This is a genomic window from Streptomyces olivoverticillatus, from assembly GCF_014203555.1.
Lineage (GTDB): Bacteria > Actinomycetota > Actinomycetes > Streptomycetales > Streptomycetaceae > Streptomyces > Streptomyces olivoverticillatus.
Map to the genome: position 1 here is coordinate 510,157 of NZ_JACHJH010000003.1, position 18,817 is coordinate 528,973.

Below are 18,817 nucleotides of genomic sequence, written 5' to 3' on the forward strand. Positions count from 1 at the left end.
GCCGCCGGGGCACGCCTAGCGGACGGCCGTGGGTGGCGCTTCCCGCAGCCGCGCCCGGACGTCGGCGGCGGCGTCGAGGCTGCCGGGGACCTGCTCCCACAGGGCCAGCAGGGCGGGCGCGAGGAGGCGGGCGCGCTCTCCGCTGTGCTGCCAGCAGTAGTGGGCCCGCTTGAGCGCGGCGAGCGCCTCGCCGTCGGTGGGTCCGCCGCGCAGGATGCGGTGGGAGGCGGCCGACATCCACAGTTCGGCAGCGCGCGGGTGATCCCCCGCGAGGCGGGCGAGATCGGCGCGCACCTCGACCCACAGCCCGGCCTCCGAGCTGTGCGGGCCGTGCCGGCGGAGCGCCTGCTGCTCCCAGGCGGCGGCCATGGCGGCGGCCTCGTTGTGCCGGCCTTCCCGGGCGGCGGTCAGGATGCGCGGCAGGGGGTCGCGGTCCTCGGGCGGCGGGGCATCGGCCACCGCCGGTACGGGCTCGGGGGCCGGGGCGGGAGCCACGGCGGCGCGGTTGGCGAGGACGGAGCCGCCGCCTCCGTACTGGAGGGCCAGGATGCCTTCGGGGAGCCCGGCTTGGGCGAGGGCCAGCTGGTGGAGCAGGGCGGGATCGAGGGTGGGGCCCGCCGTGGGGTGCCCGACGGACAGGGCGGTGAGGAAGGCGCGGGTGTAGGGGCCGGCCTCCAGCGGGGGCTTGGCCGCGGCGGGGGCGACCACCCCGGTCAGCGGCAGGCCCTCGGCCAAGCGTCCGTCGTGGGCGGCGGCGGTCACATGCGGCCAGGAGTGGGCGTCCGCCTCGGCGTCGATCAGCAGCAGGGTGGGCCCGGCGTGCTCGCGCAGCGTGCGGGTGAGCCACTGCCAGGGCAGGCCCGTGTAGCGGACGGTGGCCGGGGTGCTGTCGCGCAGTGCCAGGTGCAGCTCGGTGCTGCGGCGGGTGGGGATCATCAGATGGCCGGTCACCCACACCAGCAGCGGGCCGGGCACTCGTACGGCGTCCTGGAGGTAGGCGAGCACGCTCTGCGGGCCCGCCATGGCGGGGAGCTGCACGATGTCGGCCGAGGGGGCGGCGAGGAAGCCGCGGGGGCCCGCCCCGGCGATGGCGTGCGCCGTCGGGTTCGGCAGGGTGCCCCGCCGCCGGTCGGGGGTGCCGTCCAGCAGCAGAACACAACCGTGGGTCGGGTGGTCCAACGCGTTCTTCCTTCCGGCTGGTTCACAGATGCGTGACGCAACTGTAGGCGCCGGTGCCGGAGCCGAGGACGGTAATGGCCGCACGGCCGGTGCGGACGTCACCCGCGCTTGCGGGCCACGGAGCGGGCGCGCCGCTCCTCGGTGCGGATCCTGCGCTCCTCGGCGGCCTTCTTCACGCCCTCCGCGCGACGTTCGGCATAGCCGTTGGGCTCGACGACGTGGAAGCACTGACCGCAGACGTACCCCCCCTCGGGACCCTCGATCACCGGGTTCAGGCAGTCTTTGCAGAGCATCGCGGCAGCATTCGTCTGGGGGATGTCGGAGCTGTCCATTATTTACCGGCGGCACCACAGTTGTTGCACGACCAGCCGCCGTCGGATCCCTGGATCACGGGCGCGCCGCAGCGAGTACAGTTCACGTCTCACCCCTCCCCCGCTCATCATGGCACCCGGCCGATCCGGCCGGAAGAACCGGCTCGGGATCGACGGGGGCGGCCTGACGATGGCCGGATGACGACGGTCCGGGCCTCACGGGCCCGGACCGTCGGCCGTCGTGCGCGGCCCGTGCCGTCAGCCCATCGCGCTGCGGGACTCGACGCTGTTGTCCAGTGCGCTGCGGTTGAGGGACCGGCAGAAAGGGACGTCCGGGGCGTTGGCGATGTACTTGCCGGAGACCCAGGTGCTGCGGTCCTTCAGGAGGTACCAGAGCGTGTTGCCGCCCACGTCCTGCGCGTGGACCTTGCACCGGAGCGCGAGCGGGGCGTTGTGCTTGAGGACCCCCCGCACGGACGAGTCGGTGCTGGGGTACGCGCGCTCGTTGATGCCCGATGCCGCGTTGACCGTGCCGTTGGGTTTGGTACCGGTACCCGGGCCGGGGGTCGCGTGCACCGGAGTGACGGCCAGCAGCGATCCGCCGAGCGCGGCGGCCGCCAGCAGGCCGGCCGACAACTTGCCGCCGCGGCTCGCGAATGTCCAGGACATGGGAACTCCTCTGTGCGAAGTGGATACAGCATTGCCCCAGTTCCACACAGAAAGAGGGGATAAACCAGGACATACGGATGAATACTCGCAGGTGGGGTTACTTCTTCGCCCGGCTGGGCTGCACCCGTTTCGGCTCGCCCTTCATCTTCGGGTGCTCCGGCGGGTAGGGCAGGTCCCCCAGCCCGTGGTCGCGCTCGTCCCGGGCGGCCAGCTCCAGCGCGGCCTCCAGGCCGCAGGGGTGGGCGTCCATGTCCGCGTGGACGTCGCCGAGCTCGGCGAAGCGAACGGGCATGGTCGCCAGGTCGAAGTCCTCGGGCACGGCGTCGGGCAGCTCCTCCCAGCGCAGCGGCGCGGAGACCGGGGCACGCTCGCGGGGGCGCACGGAGTAGGCGCTGGCGATGGTGCGGTCCCGGGCCGTCTGGTTGTAGTCGACGAAGACCTTCTCCCCGCGCTCCTCCTTCCACCACGCGGTGGTGATCCGCTCCGGCGCGCCCCGCTCCAGCTCCCGGGCGACGGCGATGGCCGCGCGCCGCACCTGGACGAAGGTCCACTGCGGCGCGATGGGCACGAACACGTGCAGGCCGCGCCCGCCGGACGTCTTGGGCCAGCCCGTGAGGCCCAGCCCGGCCAGCACCTCCCGCAGCTCCAGCGCGGCTCGCACCGCCTCCGGATAGCCCGTGCCGGGCTGCGGGTCCAGGTCGATGCGCAGCTCGTCGGGGTGGTCGGTGTCGGAGCGGCGGACCGGCCAGGGGTGGAAGGTCAGGCAGCCCAGGTTCGCCGCCCACAGCACGGCCGCGGTCTCGGTGGGGCAGATCTCGTCGGCGTACCGGCCGCTGGGGAAGGCGATCCGGCCGGTGGGGATCCACTCCGGCAGGTTCTTGGGCGCCCGCTTCTGGAAGAACGACTCCCCCTCGACCCCGTCGGGGTAGCGCTCCAAGGTGGTGGGCCGGTCCTTGAGCGCTCGCAGGATGCCGTCCCCGACGCTCAGGTAGTAGCGGGCGACGTCGGCCTTGGTGAATCCGCGCCGGGGGAAGTAGACCTTGTCGGGATTGGACAGCCGTACCGTCCGCTCGCCGACGGTGAGCTCCAGCGTCTGTGCCATGTACACACGCTAGGCGGCGCCGTGTCGCCACGCCTGTCGGCGGGCGCCGCCCCGGCCGGGCCCGCACAATCACGACCATGGACCTTCCGGTGATGCCTCCCGTCGAGCCGATGCTGGCCCGGTCCGCGGCCACCATCCCGCCCGGGATGCAGTACGAGGCCAAGTGGGACGGCTTCCGGGCCATCGTCTTCCGCGACGGCGCCGAGCTCGAACTGGGCAGCCGCTCGGGCAGGCCGCTGACCCGCTACTTCCCCGAACTCGTCGCCGTCCTGCGTGAGCAGCTCCCCGAGCGCTGCGTGCTGGACGGGGAGATCGTCATCGTGCGCGGCGGACGGCTGGACTTCGACGCCCTGCTGGAGCGCATCCACCCGGCCGACTCGCGCGTGCGGCACCTGGCCGAGGTCACCCCGGCGTCCTTCGTCGCCTTCGACCTGCTCGCCCTGGGCGACCGGTCGCTGCTGGCCACGCCCCAGCGCGAGCGCCGGGCCGCGCTGACCGAGGCGCTGCGCGGCGCCCGCGACCCGCTGTTCACCGCACCCGCCACCGACGATCTCGACGTCGCCCGGCGGTGGTTCGCCCAGTTCGAGGGGGCGGGCCTGGACGGGGTGGTGGCCAAGCCGCCGGAGCTGCCCTACCGGCCGGGCGAGCGGGTGATGGTGAAGGTCAAGCACGAGCGGACCGCCGACTGCGTCGTCGCGGGTCTGCGGCACCACAAGAGCGGACCGGTCGTCGGCTCGCTGCTGCTCGGGCTGTACAACGCCGAGGGCCGCCTGCAGCACGTGGGGGTCTGTGCCTCCTTCCCCATGCGCCGGCGCCGGGAGCTGATGGACGAGCTGGAACCGCTGCGCATGTCCGACGCCGCAGGCCACCCCTGGCAGGAGTGGGCCAGCGCCGAGGCGCAGGCGGCCGACCGGCTGCCCGGCGGGCCCAGCCGCTGGACCGGCAAGAAGGATCTGTCCTGGCTCCCGCTGCGCCCGGAGCGGGTGTGCGAGGTCGCCTACGACCACATGCAGGGCGACCGCTTCCGGCACACCGCGCAGTTCCGCCGCTGGCGCCCGGACCGGGAGCCCTCCTCGTGCACGTACGCACAGCTGGAGGAGCCGGTGCACTACGACCTGGCCGAGGTGCTGGGCGGCCGGGCCTGAGCCTGCGTCAGCTCGTACGCGCGTCTTCACTGACGGCACGTCAGCCGCAGTCTTTCTCCGGGCTGGTTCCCCTTTCGGCGCATCGTCCTACCCGGACGGCCGCGCAAAACAGGAACTGACGGGTCGACAGATCCAGGCTGGACGGAACTGCTGCCGCCCGATGGAAGGGGTGACGCCCATGGCCGGGGCGTATCCGACCCGCTTCGCCTCCGGCGCACGACGCGGTGCCGCCCTGGTGGCCTGCGCATGCGCCGTGTGCCTGTCGGCCTGCACCGGGCCGTCCGCCGCCGCCGACGCGGCCGACGGCCCGGACTCCCCGTTCTGGGTGGAGCCCGCGGGCCGGGCCGCCAAGCAGGTGCAGACGTGGCTGGAGCGGGGGCGGGAAGAGGACGCGGAGGCGATGCGGCGCATCGCCGACCGGCCGACGGCGGTGTGGATGACCGGCGGCGACCCCCGGGAACAGGTGGGCGAGGTGACCCGGGAAGCGGAGCGGGCCGGGCGGATCCCGCTGCTGGTCGCCTACAACATCCCGCAGCGCGACTGCGGCCAGTACTCCTCCGGGGGCGTGCGGGACGCCGCGGCCTACCGGAGCTGGGTGGCGAGCGCCGCGGCCGGGATCGGCGGGCGCAAGGCGTGGGTGGTCCTCGAACCCGACGCCATCGCCCAGTGGGCCTCGGGCTGCGTGCCCGCCTCCGCCGCCGGGGAACGGCTCCGGCTGCTGTCGGAGGCCGTACGGACGTTCAAGCGGCAGCCGGGGACGTCGGTGTACATCGACGCGGGCAACGCCGGATGGATCTCCGACCAGCGGCTGCTGGCCGAGGCGCTGACGAAGGCGGGGGTCGCTCAAGCCGACGGCTTCGCCCTGAACGTCTCCAACTTCCACACCACGCCCGTCACCCGGGAGTACGGCGACCGGCTCTCGGCCCGGCTGGGCGGGGCCCACTACATCATCGACACCAGCCGCAACGGCAACGGCCCGCTGCCGCCGCCCGCGTCCCGGCCCGGCCCGAGCCCCGCACCGGGGCCGACCGCCCTCGCCGCGGACGACTCGGCGGGCACCGGCACCGGCAGCGGCGACGAGGCGTGGTGCAACCCGCCGGGCCGGGCGCTGGGGACGCCGCCCACCACGGCGACCGGCGATCCGCTCGTCGACGCCTTCGTCTGGGTCAAACGCCCCGGGGAGTCCGACGGCGCCTGCCGGGGCGCCCCGCCCGCCGGGCACTGGTGGGCCGAGTACGCGCTGGGCCTGGCCAAGACCGTCCCCAGCGTCCCGGCACAGACCCCGCCCGCACAGACTCCGCCCGCCGCCCCTGTTTCCGTGCCCGCGCCCGCGGTGCCGGCCCCGGCCCCCGCTCCGGCGGCGCACCCGTGAAGCCGGGGGCGGCAGCGCGGATTGCCGCGCTGCCGCCCCCGTCCGCTCGTCAGGCGATGTGCACCCAGGCCGCGTTGGAGGGCGTGCCCGCCCGGTCGACGACGAAGACCATGTACCAGCCGACCGGCACCAGCGAAGGATCCTCCGGAATGGTCACGGCCAGCGCGCCGCCCCGGGGCGTGGCCGTCAGAGCGATGGAGCGCTGCTCGACGTCGGTGGCGTGGGTGACCGCGCTCGGCCGCATCAGCCGCACCTTGGCCGCCTCGCGCGGGGAGGCGCCGGGCAGGGTGACGGTCGTCCCGCGCCCGGCCTCGATGACGCCGGTGCCGAGGGCCGGCCGGTGGGGGCGGTAGAGGTACGGCGGGGTGTAGACCTCGATGCGCTTCTCGAAGGTGCCGACCCGGGTGTCGTCCTTGTCGGCGAAGAGCGGGTTGGAGCCGAACACCGCGATCCGGCCGTCCGGCAGCAGCAGGGCCTCGGAGTGGTAGTCGCGGCCGACGGTAGGGTCGGCGGCGGTGCGGAAGGTGCGGCTCGACGGGTCGTAGAACTGGGCGCGCAGGATGTCCGAGCCGCGCTTGCCCCGGTAGTCGCCCGAGCCGCCGGTGGTGAAGACGGTGTCGTCGGGGGTCAGCACGGCGTTGAGGTAGCGGGTGGCCCGCGGCAGCGCCGGGCCCGGGGTGTAGCGGGGGGCCTCGGCCTTGAGGTCGGCCACGGCCGTGCGCCCGCTGGACCGGTGGGACTCGCCCACCCCGCCGCCGCCGAGGATCATCACCTTCTGGTCCTGGGCGGGGGGCAGCAGCACCGAGGCGGAGGTCTCCGTCATGTCCTGCTCCGGCAGGCCGGGCACGGGCGTGAAGGTGTTGTTCTCCGCATCCCACAGACCCGGCGCGCGGCCCTGGTCGGCGGGCCCGTAGCCCGCGTTGGAGCCGGAGTAGAACAGCCGCCCGCCGCCGGTGAGGAACAGCGCGGGGTAGGTGGGGAAGTACCGCTGCGGCCCGGCGGACCAGGTGCGGGTCCCGGGGTCGTAGATCTCGTTCTTGCCCGGGATGATCTCGCCCATGTCGTCCAGGCCGGAGACGGCGAGCACGCGCCCGTCCTTGAGCGTCACCAGCGTCGGGTACCAGCGGGCCTCGGACATGGGGTCGACGGGCACGTAGCGCTCGGCCACGGGATCGAACTCGAAGGCCTCCTTGAGCCCCTGGAAGTCCTTCTTGTCCAGGCCCAGCTTGGCCGCCAGGCCGTAGACGTCCTGGGCCTCGCGGCCCTCCAGCCCCTTGATGCGGTACTGGTCGGCCGTGTTGGCGACGCCCTCCTCGCCCTCGGCGACGGCCTCCACGTACACCCGGGCCTGGGAGGCAGTCACCATGACCCGTTTGCGGCTCGCGTCCTCCTCGTCGGTGACGATCTTCCTGGCGCGCGGGACGAGGACGGGCACCTGGGAGCGGTACTGTCTGCCGCCGGACCCCTCGAAGAGGGTGCCCGCGGGGAGGATCCTGGCCTCGTCGGGGTTCTCGTTCTTCACCAGCATCGCGCCGCCCGCCCGCCGGACGTCGCCGGTGAGCTTCTCGTAGCGGGCGGTGCCGCCCGCCACCAGCAGGCGGCCGTCGGGCAGTTGGGCGTGCCCGGCGCAGAACATGTCCTTGGGGGTGGGGATCTCCTTGAAGGTGTTGCGCACCGGATCCCACAGCACGCTCTGGAAGGTGCCGGCCTTGAAGTTCTTCTCGTCGTTGCCGGAACCGGCGATCAGCAGCACCTTGCCGGTGTGCAGCAGGGCCGCGTGGATGGCGTTGACGCGGTAGCGCTCGGGTACGTCGACGACGTCCCAGTGCCCGTAGCGGGCCTTGTACGTGCTCTTGTTGACGGTGTAGTCGTGCCAGGCCCGCTCGGCGAAGCCGGTGGCCGCGGGTCCGTTCGCCGCGACCAGCGCCAGCACCGCCGCCGTGCCCAGTGCCGCGCGGCGCGCCTTCGCCTGTCGGAAGATCCTCACCACGCCTCATCCCCTCGGCCGGCTGCGCGTGTCCACGGCCTTGGCGGGGGCCGGGATCGGCTCGCGGCGCTCCAGCCACCACTCCCGCCACAGCTCCCCCTGCCAGACCGCGACCGGTCCGAGCGCGGTGATCAGCGCCAGCAACCCCCAGACCTGCATGGCCGTGTGGGTGTGCCCGAACAGCGCCGACGAGGCGAGCATCACGATGAAGGTCCCGGCCCACATCAGGTGCGTGCGGAAGGTCGCCACGCAGTCGGGGCTGGCCGCGGCGCCCTTGGGCGTGACCACGAAGCGCGGGCGCCGCCGCAGCAGCGCCTCGCCCAGCGAGCGCGCGTACAGCGGCGCAGCGAGCGCGGACATCACCATGCCCGCCGCTCCCGAGGATCCGGCCGGTTCGTGCGGGCTGACGTTGTGGCGCCGGTTCCACAGGTACAGGCCGATCTGCAGGGCCGCCGCGTCGCAGTAGAGCATCAGCCACACATGCGGCTCCACCGTGACCCCGGAGGCTCCGAGACCGAGGAAGAGCACGCAGGTCAGGGCGCCGAGGACCCAGTTCAGCGCGGCCATCGGGTAATAGGCGGTCATCAGCGCGTAGTTGAGCACCCGGCCCGGCGGCAGCGCCCACACCGCCCGCCAGAACTGCCGCAGCAGCGTCTCGTACGTCCCGCGCGACCAGCGCAGCTGCTGGGAGAAGAAGTCCGTCCACGTCGACGGCCCCTCCCCCACCGCGAGCACGTCGGGGGTGTACACCGACCGCCAGCGGCAGCCGGTGGCGGGGTTGCGGCGGCGGTGGATCTCCAGGCCGGTCGCCATGTCCTCGGTGATGGAGTCGTAGAGCCCGCCGATCTGCCGCAGCACGCTGATGCGCACGCAGTTGCTGGTGCCGACGAACATGGGCGAGCCGTAGGCGTTGCCCGCGCGCTGGATCAGCGCGTGGAAGAGGAACTGCTGGCTCTCGGCGGCCTTGGTCACGGCGGTGGTGTAGTTGCCGTAGACCTGGGGGCCGACGACGAACGCCACGTCCGGGTCACGGAAGTAACCGAGCATCCGCTCCAGGAAGTTGGGCAGCGGGACGTGGTCGGTGTCCACCATCGCCATGAACTCGTAGGCTTCCCCGTGCGCGTCCAGCCAGGAGTTGTAGTTGCCGTGCTTGGTGCGGGCCCGGAAGCAGCCGGAGGGCTGGTTCCAGCGGTCGACGCCCTTGCGTGTGAAGTGTCTGACGCCCAGCCGCCGGCACAGCCGCTTGGCCTCGGGGTCGTCGCCCTCGTCCAGCAGCCAGACGTCCAGGATCCCGTCGTGCGCGATGCGCACCGCCCCCTCCAGGGTGGCCCGCACCATGGACAGGGGCTCCTTGCCCGGCACGAAGGTCGTCAGGAACGCCACCCGCGTCCCCGGCTGCGCGCGCACCGGCACCGGGTCCCTGGCCACCCAGGTGGCGTGTGCGTTGGAGACGACGTTGACCACCCGGAACAGCTCGATCAGCCCGATCGACACCAGCATCACGTGGTCGGCCGCGCGCTCCCAGGCACCGACGTAGTCGCGGTAGAGCCAGTGGCCCGGCGACATCAGCCAGATCAGCAGCCCCAGACAGACCAGCGGGGCGGCCCCCACCAGGAGCCTCACCCCCACTCCGCCGCCCTCCCCGCCGAGCAGCCGCCGGTAGCGCACGCGGTAGACGCCGTCGGGGGGCTCGGTCAGCTCCCCCGCCAGCCGGCTGAACCCTGTGTAGTCGTAGCGGGCCGGGGCGCTCGCCCGCGGCCCCGCACCCGGCCCGCCGGGGCCGTCCGCGCCACAGGGGCCGGGGCCCCCGCCCCTGCCTGTCCCGGGCGGGCCCAGGGCGGGTGGGCCATCCGGGGGCTTCGCCGCGTCCGGGCACTCCCGGGCCGCCGCCAAGCGCGCTCCACTCGCCGAAATCGCCACTTCACACCCCCAGCCACTAAGGGACACGGGACAAGGGCAGCCGTCGGGCGCTGTGTGCAGCACACCAACCGACAACAGCGGAGAAAAACTAACAAAACGGACCTACGATGATGTGACAACCGCACCGAAGATCGCATCTTCATCACCCACATGGCCCACCCGCCCGAGCGGTGCCGGGCTCATCCGGCGGATACGGTCGGATGACGGTCCGATGGAGCCCCCCGTTCGGCCGAAGTGCTCTAGAATTGCGGAATTCTTCAATTCACTACTTCTACGGATCGTGCGAATCGTGCGAGAGGAATCGGACGAGCCGCGTAGGGGGCCGCAGTGAGTGCGTTCGCCGAAGCGATGCGGGAGCGGGTGCGCGCCGCGCGCGCCGCGCTGGCGGCGGCACGGGCGGCCGACGACGTCTTCGCGACGGCGGTCGCGGAGGAGGAGCTGGACGACGCGCTGCGGCTGGCCGATGCACACGGCGTGACCACGAGGGACGACGAGGACGGGCGGGGCAGGAGTTGATCGGGGTGCGGGTACCGCTCTACCAGGCGAAGGCGGAGTTCTTCCGGATGCTCGGGCACCCGGTGCGCATCCGGGTCCTCGAACTCCTGCAGGACGGGCCGATGCCGGTGCGCGAGATGCTCGCCGAGATCGGGATCGAGCCCTCCAGCCTCTCCCAGCAGCTGGCGGTGTTGCGGCGCTCGGGCATCGTGACCGCCACCCGCGAGGGCGCCACGGTGGTGTACGCACTGGCCGGCGGCGACGTGGCGGAGCTGCTCGCGGCGGCCCGGCGCATCCTGGCGCAGGTGCTGACGGGACAGGAAGAACTGCTGACGGAACTGCGCGGCGCCGAGAGCCGGGCGGGATCCGCAGCGTTGACGACGACGAGTGGAGAAGAGCAGTGACGAACGGCGGTGCCGCCGACCGGCCCACGACCCCCGCCCCCGTGCCGAGGGATCTTGGCGCGGGGAGCGAGGAGTACAAGGAGCGCTGGGTCGCCTGGCGGGTCCTCGTCTACGTCGTCGTGGGCCACTTCCTCGCCGGGTTCATCTGGCTGCTCTTCTACCTGGGCGCCCACGCCAAATAGGTCACAGGTCGTTGCCCGCGTAGGAGAGGTTGAAGCTCTTGTTGGCCAGCGGGAAGTCCGGGACGATCGTGTCCGCCAGCGCGACGGGCAGTGCGGGCCAGTTGAAGAAGGACGGGTCGGCGATCTTCACCCGGCGCAGCGTCCCCTCCGGCCCGGTCTCGACCCGCGTGGTGATCGTGCCGCGCCAGCCCTCGACGATGCCGACGCCCGAACCCGGCTCGGCGAGCCCGGAGCGCGGCGGCCGGGCGACGGCCCGCCCCGCGCTCAGCCCGTCCGCCAGGTGCTCGGCCAGCGCCAGCGAGACGTCGGTCTCCTCGGCCCGGACGAGGAAGCGGGCCAGCACGTCGCCGGTGGTGTGGACGGGGACGGTCAGGGCGGCGCCGTAGTCGTCGTAGGCCGGGTGGGAGATGCGGGCGTCGCCCGGCAGGCCGCTGGCGCGGGCCGCATAACCAAGGCAGCCCAGGTCCCGGGCGGCTTCCGGACGCAGGCGCGCGGTGCCGGTGAAGCGGTCGCGGACGGTGGTGTGCCCGAGGGCGAGGGTGACGATGGAGCGGATGTCGTCGCCGACGGCCCGCAGCCGGGCCGCCGTGGGCACGCACAGCAGCTCGCTCCCGCCGAGCACGACTCCCCCGCGCAGCAGCCGGTGCCCGGTGACCTCCTGGTTGAGCCGCAGCAGATGCTCGCGCACCCGCTGCGTCTGGGCGTTGAGGATGCCGTGGCCGACGTCGTTGCAGAGCGCGCCGAGGTCGGCGACGTGGTTGTGGAGGCGTTCGAGTTCGAGGAGGAGGGCGCGGGCGCGCCGGGCGTCGTCGCTCACGCCGAGCCCGGCGGCCTCCTCCACCGCGAGGCAGTAGGCGAGGGCGTGGCCGACGGCGGTGTCGCCGCTCACCCGCTCCGCGAGCGGCAGTCCGCGCTCGGGCGTGCGACCTTCGAAGAGCTTCTCGACTCCTTTGTGGACGAACCACAGCCGGGCCTTGAGCTTGATGATCGTCTCGCCAACGACGGAGAACCGGAAGTGGCCCGGCTCGATGAGCCCGGCGTGCACCGGCCCGACGGGGATCTCGTAGACGCCGTCGCCCTCCACTTCGAGGAAGGGGTACGGGCCTTCGGACTCGGCGAAGGGCGGCGGCGGGCCCGCGTCGGGCGCCATCGGGTACCAGCCGCGCGGCCAGTGGAAGTGGCGCACCAGGCGGTGCGGGAGCGGGTGGTCCAGAGGGACGATGCCGTAGAGGTCGCGCATCTCGCGCTCGAAGCGGCCGCCGGGGAAGGACAGCCGGGCCAGGGTGGGCAGTTCGGGGGCGTCCGCGTCGAGCCTTACGTGCAGTTCGGTGCGGGTGTCGGGCGGGCCGGAGACAAAGAGGTAGACCACGCGGACGGCACGGCCGCCCGGCGCGCCGGGGCCGTCGTGGTGGGCGGCGACGAGCGCCAGGCGGTGGCCGTCGAGCAGCAGCTCGGCCGCGCGTCCGGGCAGTTGGGCGAGGTCGGCGTCGACCACGGTGCGGGCGGTGAGGGTCGCGGTCATGGGTCAGTGGCCTCCGATGATTGCGGCCGCCGCGGTCAGCAGGCGGGTGAGCGGTCCGGTGGCGGTGCCGAGCGCGGCGCAGCCGAGCAGGCCCGCGGCGAGCGGGAGCCCGGCCACCGCACCGAGCCGCACCGGCGGCCGGCCGCCCGGCGGCGGGCCCAGCAGCATCCGGGCCGTGCGGATGCCCAGCGCGGCGAAGGACGTGAGGACGAGGGCCAGGGCCGCGGCGAGGGCGGCCGCGCAGTACGGGCCGGCGGCGAATCCGGCGCGGGCGAGGCCCAGTTCGGCGGCGAAGAGGGCGAACGGCGGCAGGCCGAGCAGGGCGATGACGGCCAGCGCGAAGGCGGTGCCCAGCGCCGGTGCCTCGGCCAGCAGCCCCCGCACCCGGCCGATGCGGCTGGTGCCCCTCAGCCGCACGATGTGGCCCGACGCGCAGAACGCCACCGTCTTGGCCAGCCCGTGGCCCAGGATGTGCAGCAGGACGGCCACGGCGGCCAGCGGGGTGCCGACGGCGGCGCCGAGGGCGATCAGGGCCATGTGTTCCATGCTGGAGTAGGCCAGCATCCGCTGGTGGTCGCGCTGGCCCAGCAGCAGGGCCGCCGCCAGCGCCAGGGTGAGCAGGGCGAGCCCGGCCAGCAGGACGCGGGTGTAGCCGCTGCCGAGGGCGGCGTCGGCGATCACCTTGTAGCGCAGCAGTCCGGTGAAGGCGACCGAGGACAGCACGCCGGACATCAGCGCGGCCACGGGGGCGGGCGCCTGGCCGTAGGCGTCGGGCAGCCAGGCGTGCAGCGGGGCGAGCCCGGCCTTGGCCCCGAAGCCGAGGACGACCAGGCCGGTGCCGAGCCGTACGACGGCGGGGTCGAGGCGGTCGGCCCGGGCGGCGAGGGCGGGCCAGTCCAGGGCGGAGGCCTCGGAGATGCCCGCCTGGCGGGCGGCGTAGTAGAGGAGCACGGTGCCCAGGAAGGCCAGGGCGATGCCGGCCGAGCAGATCACCACGTACTTCCAGGCGGCCTCGACGCAGGCCCGGGTGCGCCGGTGGCCGACCAGGAACGCGGTGAGGATGGTGGTGGCCTCGATGGCGGTCCACAGCACCCCGAGGTTGGCGGCGAGGACCGCCGCGCTCATGGCGGCGAGGAAGGCGTGGACCAGGACGTGGTAGCGCCGCACGGTGGGCGGGTCGGCGTCCTCGCGGGCGAGGTAGCCGGGGCTCGCGGCGCAGGCGAGGGTGGCGACCGCGCCGATGGCCAGCAGCATCCACACCGACAGCGCGTCGGCGCGCAGCATCCGCCCGTAGGCGGTGGCCGCTCCGTGGGCCGGGACGGTCACGGCGAGCGCGGCGCCGCACAGGAGGATGGTGAGGGGGGAGAGCAGGCCGAGCCAGGCGGCGGGTCCGCCTGCGGCCCGGGCGGGCCGGCGCCGCGCGGCGTAGGCCGCCGAGGCCAGCAGCGGCCCGGCCACGGGGGCGGTCAGCAGGGCGGTGGTGAGGGCGTGGGTCATCGGTCGCTGAGCTCCCGCATGTCGTCGAGGCCGGTCCCGCCGAAGGCGGCCCGCATCCGGGTGGTGAGGATCCGCAGCACGAGCACGGCGAGCAGGACGTCGAAGGAGACGCCGAGTTCGACGATCAGCGGCACTCCGGAGGCGGCCAGGAAGGCGGTGGCGGTGATGCCGTTGTCCAGCAGCAGGAAGCCGACCACCTGGGCCAGGGCGCGGCGGCGGGTGACGAGGGTGAAGAAGCCGATGAGGACGACGGCGAGCCCGACGGGCAGGGCCCGGGTGGCGGGCGTGGGGTTGAGCTCGACCAGGGGCCGGGCGACGGCGTAGGCGAGGAGGGTGAGCAGGGCGGCGCTCAGCAGGGAGGCGGCGACGTTCACCAGGGGTTCGGTCTCGCGGGCCTCGCTGACGTCCTCTTCGTAGGGGTGGCCGGGGGCCGGGGCGAGGGCGGTCAGGGCGCGGCGCATCAGCAGCGGAAGCAGCCCGGCCCGCAGCACGCCGATGCCGGTGGCGACGGCGAGGACTTCCCAGCGCCTGTCGTAGGTGCCGAGCAGGGCGGCGACGGCGGCCAGGGCCACGCCCTGGAGGGCGAAGACCCGGACGATGGAAGCGAGCTGCCGCAGCCACAGCACCACGACGGCGGCCAGCAGGAAGGCCCCGCAGGCCAGGTCGAGGAGCTGGGTGTAGACGGCGTCGTTCATGGGGTCCCCCTCATTCGCCCGTCAGGAAGTACGAGGCGGTCACCGCGAGCAGGGCCAGCAGGAAGGAGCCGGCGAGGAGTTCGGGGATGCGGAACAGCCGCAACTTCGCCCAGAACACCTCGGCGGCCGCGAGGGCGGCGCCGAGGAGCGCCACTTTGACGGCGAACAGCACCAGGCCGAGGGCGACGGCCGCCGCGGAGGCGGTGGTGGCGATCCCCCAGGGCGCGGCGAGCGAGGCCAGCAGGCCGAGCAGGACGGTCAGCCGCATGTGGGCGCCCAGTTCGACGAGGGCGAGGTCTGGTCCGGCGTACTCCAGGACCATCGCCTCGTGGACCATGGTCAGTTCGAGGTGGGTGGCGGGGTTGTCCACGGGCAGCCGGCCGGTCTCGGCGAGGACGGCGACGGCCAGCGCGGCGGTGGCCAGCAGGCCGGCCGGGGAGGCGAGCCGGGCCGAGTCGTGGATGCCGCCGGAGACGATGGCCGCGAGGTTGGTGGATCCGGCCGGTATCGACAGGGCGAACACCGCGAGGAGGATGGTGGGTTCGACGAGGGCGGCGACCGTCATCTCGCGGGAGGCGCCCATGCCGCCGAAAGCGGTCCCGGTGTCCAGGCCGGCCAGGGCCAGCGCCACGGTGCCGAGGGCGAGCAGCGCCACCACGAGGATGAGGTCGGAGCGGACGCCGGCCGGGGTGGCGGTGGAGGCGAGCGGCATCAGGGCGGCCACCACGGCGGTGCTGGCCACCAGCAGCAGCGGTGCGGTGCGGAAGGCGGGGCCGGTGCCGACGGGGGTGATGGGTTCCTTGCGCATCAGCTTGCGCAGGTCGCGCCACGGCTGGGCGATGCCCGGCCCGGCCCGGCCTTCCAGGCGGGCCCGTACCTGCCGCATCAGCCCGGCCAGCAGCGGGGCGCCCGCAACGACCGCCGCGACCTGGGCGGCCACCGCGGCGGGCCCGACGGCCCCGGCGGCGTTCACGCGCCCACCGCCAGGGCGAGGAGGAGGGCGACGAGGCCGAAGAACCCGTAGCCGAGGTAGAGGTGCACGCTGCCGGAGGCCAGCCGTCGCGAGGCGCGGCCGAGGCCGGTGACGGTGTCCAGGAACGGGCGGTAGAGGCGGTGTTCGATGCGGTCGGGGACGCGGCGCTGGTAGCGCACGCGCTCGACGAGGTAGGCGGATTCGCTGATGGGCGTGACGTTGACGTCCTGTTCGGGGGCGAGCACGTCGTCGAAGACCCGTTGCAGGGGTTCGGCGAAAGAGGTCGCGGTGTAGGACATCCGGGCGGTCGGCGCCCCGCCGCCGCAGTCCCACAGCCGGGCGTTGCCGCGGCGCCGGCGCCGTGCCGTCAGGCGGGTCAGCGCGGACACGGCGGCCAGGGCGGCCGTCAGCGCGCAGGCGACCCACAGCGGGGAGAGGGAGGCGGCGAGCCGGTCCAGCCGGACGCCGAGGGCGCCGCCGGTCAGCGGGCGGCCGTCGGCCAGCCCCGCCGCCGCGACGGCGCGGGACAGCCCGTCACCGAGCAGGCCGGGCACGAGGGCCAGGGCCGCGCAGGCGGCCGCGAGGAGCCCCATGCCGGCCAGCATCGTGGGTGGGCTCTCGGCCGCCTCGGCGGCCGGGGCGCTGCGGGGCCGGGCGAAGAAGCCGACGCCGAGCGCCTTGACGAAGACGGCGGCGGCCAGCCCTGCGGACAGGGCGATGACCGCGACGGCCAGGGGCAGCACGATCGCGGTGAACACGCCGGGCACGGCCAGACCGTGGATCATGGACTGGAGCAGCAGCCATTCGCCGAAGAAGCCGTTGCCGGGCGGCAGGGCGACCGCGCCCAGCGCGGCCACGGCGAAGAAGGCGGTGGTGGCGGGCATCCGGGCCCGTAGTCCGCCCATCCGGTCCAGGTCGCGCACCCCGGTCGCGCGCAGCACCGAGCCCGCCGCGCAGAAGAGCAGGGCCTTGAAGGCGGCGTGGTTGACGATGTGCAGCAGGGCGGCGGCCAGGGCGAGCGAGGCGGCCGCGCGGTTGCCGGTGGCGTGGAAGAGCCCGGCGGCGCCGACGCCGACGAGGGCGAGGCCCAGGTTCTCCGAGGTGGAGTAGGACAGCAGCCGTTTGAGGTCGGAGGCCACGGCGGCCTGCAGGACCCCGTAGACGGCGGAGAGGGCGCCCGCGCCGAGCACCAGCAGCCACCACCAGCGCGGGCCGCCGCCGAGCAGATCGAATCCGGTGCGCACGATGCCGTAGACGCCGAGGTTGACCATGGCGGCGCTCATCAACGCCGAGACGTTGCCGGGGGCTTCGGGGTGGGCGCGCGGCAGCCAGGGGTGCAGCGGTACGGCGCCGGCCTTGGAGGCGCAGGCGGCGGCGACGAGCGTGAAGACGGCTCCGCGGGCGAGGGGCGGCATCCCGGCCGCGCCCGCGCGGAGGGCGGCGAAGGTCTCGCCGCCGGCGCCGGCCGCGAACAGCGCCAGCCCGGCCAGCAGGAGGACGAATCCGAGGTGGGTCATGGCGGCGTACCAGATCCCGGCGGCGCGGACCGCGGCCTGCCGGGCGGGGCTGCCCGCGCGGTGCCCGGCCAGGACGAGCAGCAGCGAGGTGAGCGCCATCGTCTCCCACAGCAGCAGGAAGGTGGAGACGGAGGCGGCCGCGGGTACGAGCACCAGGGCGAGGGCGAAGACCGGCAGGACGGCCTGGGCGCCGCGGGAGGCGATGCCGTGCGGGCCGTGGCCCGCGGCGTACCCGATGCCGTAGACGGCGACGGCGAGGACGACGGCGCCCCCCACCGCCATGAACAGTCCCGAGAGGGCGTCCACGGCCAGGTGGATCCCCGCGGGCGGCAGGAGGCCGGGGAGCGAGGCCGACCAGCGGCGGCCGCCGAGGGCGGCGGTGCCCGCGGCGAGTGCGGCGGCGCCCAGCGCGGCGGTGCACACGCCGGCGGTGACGGCGCGGGCCCGCGGGGGAAGAGCCGCCCCGGCCAGGGCTGCTGCGGCGGCGAGGCCGGCCACCGTGACCGTCGCGGTGGCGATGACGTTCACGGGGCGCTCACCCCGCGGGTATCGGGGGGACGGTCTTCCGGCACGCCGCTCACCTGCCGGTAACGGCGCGCAGCGCCGCGACGATCCGCTCCGGTGGGGGCGGGCAGCCGGGCACCTGGAGGTCGGTGGGCACCACGTCGGCGACGGCGCCCTCGACGCCGTGTCCGCCGGCGAACTCCCCGCAGTCCAGGGCGCAGTCGCCGACCGCCACCACCAGGCGGGGCCGGGACATCGCGGCGACCGTGCGGCGCAGCGGCTCTGCCATGTTGCGCGTCACCGGGCCGGTGACGAGGGCGACGTCGGCGTGCCGGGGCGAGGCGACCAGGCGGGCGCCGTACCGCTCGGCGTCGTACACCGGGCCGAAGGCCGCCGCGATCTCGATCTCGCAGCCGTTGCACGACCCGGCGTCGATGCAGCGCACGTGGGCGGAACCGCCCAACTGGCGGGCGGCGCGCGGCGGATCGCCGGACGGCCGGGGCGGTGCCGCTTCCGCCACCCGCCCGGTGTCTTGGATCTTGCGCAGCAGGCTCATGCGGACTCCCTGTACCTCAGCGCCGGGATGACGTGGCGATGAGAGGTAAACGGTCCGCACCCCCCGTCGGGTTACGGCGCGGCATTCACGAGGACAGGTGATAACGGATTGGCCAAGACCCGGGTGGAAGCGGTATCGGGGCACACCTCTTCCGCATAGCCGCTTGTCCTATGCCAGTGCGATAAAAGGCCCCAGAGCTGGGCTTCACTTGCCGGGAGCTTCGCCGTGACGGCCGAAACCTCTCCGGTCCGTGCACCAACCCGCAGGTCAGCACCGTGGGCCATCGCACGGAACCCGCGTCGCGCACGGCTTGCCGCTGCTACTGTCCCGCGTCATGGAGCAGCTGTTCACCCATGACGAAATCGTCCGTATTGAGGCCGCTGCACAAGAAGTCGGCTATTCCTCGCGCGAATGGGTGCGCGATGTCGTACTCCAGCGCCTCCAAGGCGAGTGGCGGCACGATCTCGAAGATGCCGTATGGCCGGTCACGGTGCACCGCCGGTCCGGCGGGACCCTGCAGGAACTGCATCACGCGGGCTGCTGGGTGCCCAAGGGCGAGGAGGACACCCTGACCACGGCCGAGGCCCGTGACCAGGTCGCCACGCACGAGGTCCGGCCGTGCGACGCCTGTCAGCCGGAGCGGTTTCTGGTCCCCGTCGACTGAACGGGGCCTCCGTACCGGGCCGTTGCCGAGACCCCCTCGGCACCCGGCGCGGAGGCCGTCGGGGCATGTGCCGCCACCTGACGGCATGTGACGTGATTGCACCGATTACCCTCTCCCCGTCAA

The 18,817-nt window shown here is 74.0% G+C and carries 18 protein-coding genes; 6 read left to right on the forward strand and 12 right to left on the reverse strand.

Annotated features, from left to right (window positions below):
• Window positions 1-15: 15 nt before the first annotated feature.
• The 4 genes from FHS39_RS12980 to ligD form a co-directional block, all read right to left on the reverse strand.
• A complete protein-coding gene (locus FHS39_RS12980; protein WP_184349475.1) occupies window positions 16-1,179 on the reverse strand; it encodes a hypothetical protein in 1,164 nt (387 codons plus the stop codon).
• Between the two features lie 98 nt (window positions 1,180-1,277).
• Window positions 1,278-1,472 (reverse strand): hypothetical protein, encoded by a 195-nt coding sequence (locus FHS39_RS12985; protein ID WP_184349476.1) that lies wholly within the window; start codon window positions 1,470-1,472, stop codon window positions 1,278-1,280.
• Between the two features lie 276 nt (window positions 1,473-1,748).
• Entirely contained in the window at window positions 1,749-2,159 is a 411-nt protein-coding gene (locus FHS39_RS12990) for an SH3 domain-containing protein (RefSeq protein WP_184349477.1), read from the reverse strand.
• Window positions 2,160-2,256: 97 nt separating this feature from the next.
• Window positions 2,257-3,261, reverse strand: a complete 1,005-nt coding sequence (gene ligD, locus FHS39_RS12995) for a non-homologous end-joining DNA ligase (protein ID WP_184349478.1) — start codon at window positions 3,259-3,261, stop codon at window positions 2,257-2,259.
• Between the two features lie 77 nt (window positions 3,262-3,338).
• Between ligD and FHS39_RS13000 the strand changes: the two genes are divergently transcribed.
• Both FHS39_RS13000 and FHS39_RS13005 read left to right on the forward strand, forming a co-directional pair.
• Complete coding sequence (locus FHS39_RS13000; protein WP_184349479.1) at window positions 3,339-4,406, forward strand: ATP-dependent DNA ligase; 1,068 nt, start codon at window positions 3,339-3,341, stop codon at window positions 4,404-4,406.
• 178 nt (window positions 4,407-4,584) lie between these two features.
• Complete coding sequence (locus FHS39_RS13005) at window positions 4,585-5,778, forward strand: glycoside hydrolase family 6 protein (RefSeq protein ID WP_184349480.1); 1,194 nt, start codon at window positions 4,585-4,587, stop codon at window positions 5,776-5,778.
• A 49-nt stretch (window positions 5,779-5,827) separates the two neighbouring features.
• Here the strand turns inward: FHS39_RS13005 and glxA are convergent, their stop codons facing one another.
• Window positions 5,828-7,765: a radical copper oxidase GlxA gene (gene glxA / locus FHS39_RS13010; protein ID WP_343069546.1), complete on the reverse strand. Its 1,938-nt coding sequence runs from the start codon at window positions 7,763-7,765 to the stop codon at window positions 5,828-5,830.
• A gap of 6 nt (window positions 7,766-7,771) precedes the next feature.
• Window positions 7,772-9,658, reverse strand: coding sequence for a glycosyltransferase family 2 protein (locus FHS39_RS13015; RefSeq protein WP_246470166.1), 1,887 nt, complete (start codon window positions 9,656-9,658; stop codon window positions 7,772-7,774).
• 354 nt (window positions 9,659-10,012) lie between these two features.
• Here FHS39_RS13015 and FHS39_RS13020 point away from each other — a divergent pair, with 354 nt between their 5' ends.
• The 3 genes from FHS39_RS13020 to FHS39_RS25850 are packed head-to-tail and all read left to right on the forward strand — an operon-like array spanning window position 10,013 to window position 10,766.
• The gene (locus tag FHS39_RS13020) at window positions 10,013-10,201 is read left to right on the forward strand and encodes a hypothetical protein (protein WP_184349481.1); all 189 of its coding nucleotides are present in this window, start codon (window positions 10,013-10,015) and stop codon (window positions 10,199-10,201) included.
• 5 nt (window positions 10,202-10,206) lie between these two features.
• On the forward strand, window positions 10,207-10,584 hold the full coding sequence (locus FHS39_RS13025; RefSeq protein WP_045932642.1) for an ArsR/SmtB family transcription factor: 378 nt from the start codon (window positions 10,207-10,209) through the stop codon (window positions 10,582-10,584).
• Window positions 10,581-10,766, forward strand: a complete 186-nt coding sequence (locus FHS39_RS25850; protein WP_045932641.1) for a DUF6126 family protein — start codon at window positions 10,581-10,583, stop codon at window positions 10,764-10,766. The genes FHS39_RS13025 and FHS39_RS25850 overlap by 4 nt, the downstream gene beginning before the upstream one ends.
• Window position 10,767: 1 nt before the next feature.
• Here the strand turns inward: FHS39_RS25850 and FHS39_RS13035 are convergent, their stop codons facing one another.
• From FHS39_RS13035 to FHS39_RS13060, 6 genes are read right to left on the reverse strand one after another with little or no spacing between them, the layout of a single operon-like run.
• The gene (locus tag FHS39_RS13035) at window positions 10,768-12,288 is read right to left on the reverse strand and encodes a hydrogenase large subunit (protein WP_184349482.1); all 1,521 of its coding nucleotides are present in this window, start codon (window positions 12,286-12,288) and stop codon (window positions 10,768-10,770) included.
• A 3-nt stretch (window positions 12,289-12,291) separates the two neighbouring features.
• On the reverse strand, window positions 12,292-13,785 hold the full coding sequence (locus FHS39_RS13040; RefSeq protein ID WP_184349483.1) for a proton-conducting transporter transmembrane domain-containing protein: 1,494 nt from the start codon (window positions 13,783-13,785) through the stop codon (window positions 12,292-12,294).
• Window positions 13,782-14,480, reverse strand: coding sequence for a hypothetical protein (locus tag FHS39_RS13045; RefSeq protein WP_184349484.1), 699 nt, complete (start codon window positions 14,478-14,480; stop codon window positions 13,782-13,784). Before FHS39_RS13045 ends, FHS39_RS13040 begins: the two co-directional genes overlap by 4 nt.
• Before the next feature lie 10 nt (window positions 14,481-14,490).
• On the reverse strand, window positions 14,491-15,453 hold the full coding sequence (locus tag FHS39_RS13050) for a respiratory chain complex I subunit 1 family protein (RefSeq protein ID WP_343069547.1): 963 nt from the start codon (window positions 15,451-15,453) through the stop codon (window positions 14,491-14,493).
• Window positions 15,450-17,498: a proton-conducting transporter transmembrane domain-containing protein gene (locus FHS39_RS13055; protein WP_184349485.1), complete on the reverse strand. Its 2,049-nt coding sequence runs from the start codon at window positions 17,496-17,498 to the stop codon at window positions 15,450-15,452. Before FHS39_RS13055 ends, FHS39_RS13050 begins: the two co-directional genes overlap by 4 nt.
• A gap of 49 nt (window positions 17,499-17,547) precedes the next feature.
• Window positions 17,548-18,030 (reverse strand): NADH-quinone oxidoreductase subunit B family protein, encoded by a 483-nt coding sequence (locus FHS39_RS13060; protein WP_045932636.1) that lies wholly within the window; start codon window positions 18,028-18,030, stop codon window positions 17,548-17,550.
• 334 nt (window positions 18,031-18,364) lie between these two features.
• On the opposite strand from FHS39_RS13060, the gene FHS39_RS13065 reads away from it, so the two are divergent.
• Window positions 18,365-18,694 (forward strand): DUF6233 domain-containing protein, encoded by a 330-nt coding sequence (locus FHS39_RS13065; RefSeq protein ID WP_184349486.1) that lies wholly within the window; start codon window positions 18,365-18,367, stop codon window positions 18,692-18,694.
• Window positions 18,695-18,817 lie beyond the last annotated feature (123 nt).

Excerpts from the sequence above, each read along its gene's own strand:
- FHS39_RS12985 (WP_184349476.1), bottom strand. The coding sequence starts at position 1,472 with ATGCTCTGCAAAGACTGCCTGAACCCGGTGATCGAGGGTCCCGAGGGG.
- FHS39_RS12990 (WP_184349477.1), bottom strand. The coding sequence starts at position 2,159 with ATGTCCTGGACATTCGCGAGCCGCGGCGGCAAGTTGTCGGCCGGCCTG.
- ligD (WP_184349478.1), bottom strand. The coding sequence starts at position 3,261 with ATGGCACAGACGCTGGAGCTCACCGTCGGCGAGCGGACGGTACGGCTG.
- FHS39_RS13000 (WP_184349479.1), top strand. The coding sequence starts at position 3,339 with ATGGACCTTCCGGTGATGCCTCCCGTCGAGCCGATGCTGGCCCGGTCC.
- FHS39_RS13005 (WP_184349480.1), top strand. The coding sequence starts at position 4,585 with ATGGCCGGGGCGTATCCGACCCGCTTCGCCTCCGGCGCACGACGCGGT.
- FHS39_RS13035 (WP_184349482.1), bottom strand. The coding sequence starts at position 12,288 with ATGACCGCGACCCTCACCGCCCGCACCGTGGTCGACGCCGACCTCGCC.
- FHS39_RS13040 (WP_184349483.1), bottom strand. The coding sequence starts at position 13,785 with ATGACCCACGCCCTCACCACCGCCCTGCTGACCGCCCCCGTGGCCGGG.
- FHS39_RS13045 (WP_184349484.1), bottom strand. The coding sequence starts at position 14,480 with ATGAACGACGCCGTCTACACCCAGCTCCTCGACCTGGCCTGCGGGGCC.
- FHS39_RS13060 (WP_045932636.1), bottom strand. The coding sequence starts at position 18,030 with ATGAGCCTGCTGCGCAAGATCCAAGACACCGGGCGGGTGGCGGAAGCG.
- FHS39_RS13065 (WP_184349486.1), top strand. The coding sequence starts at position 18,365 with ATGGAGCAGCTGTTCACCCATGACGAAATCGTCCGTATTGAGGCCGCT.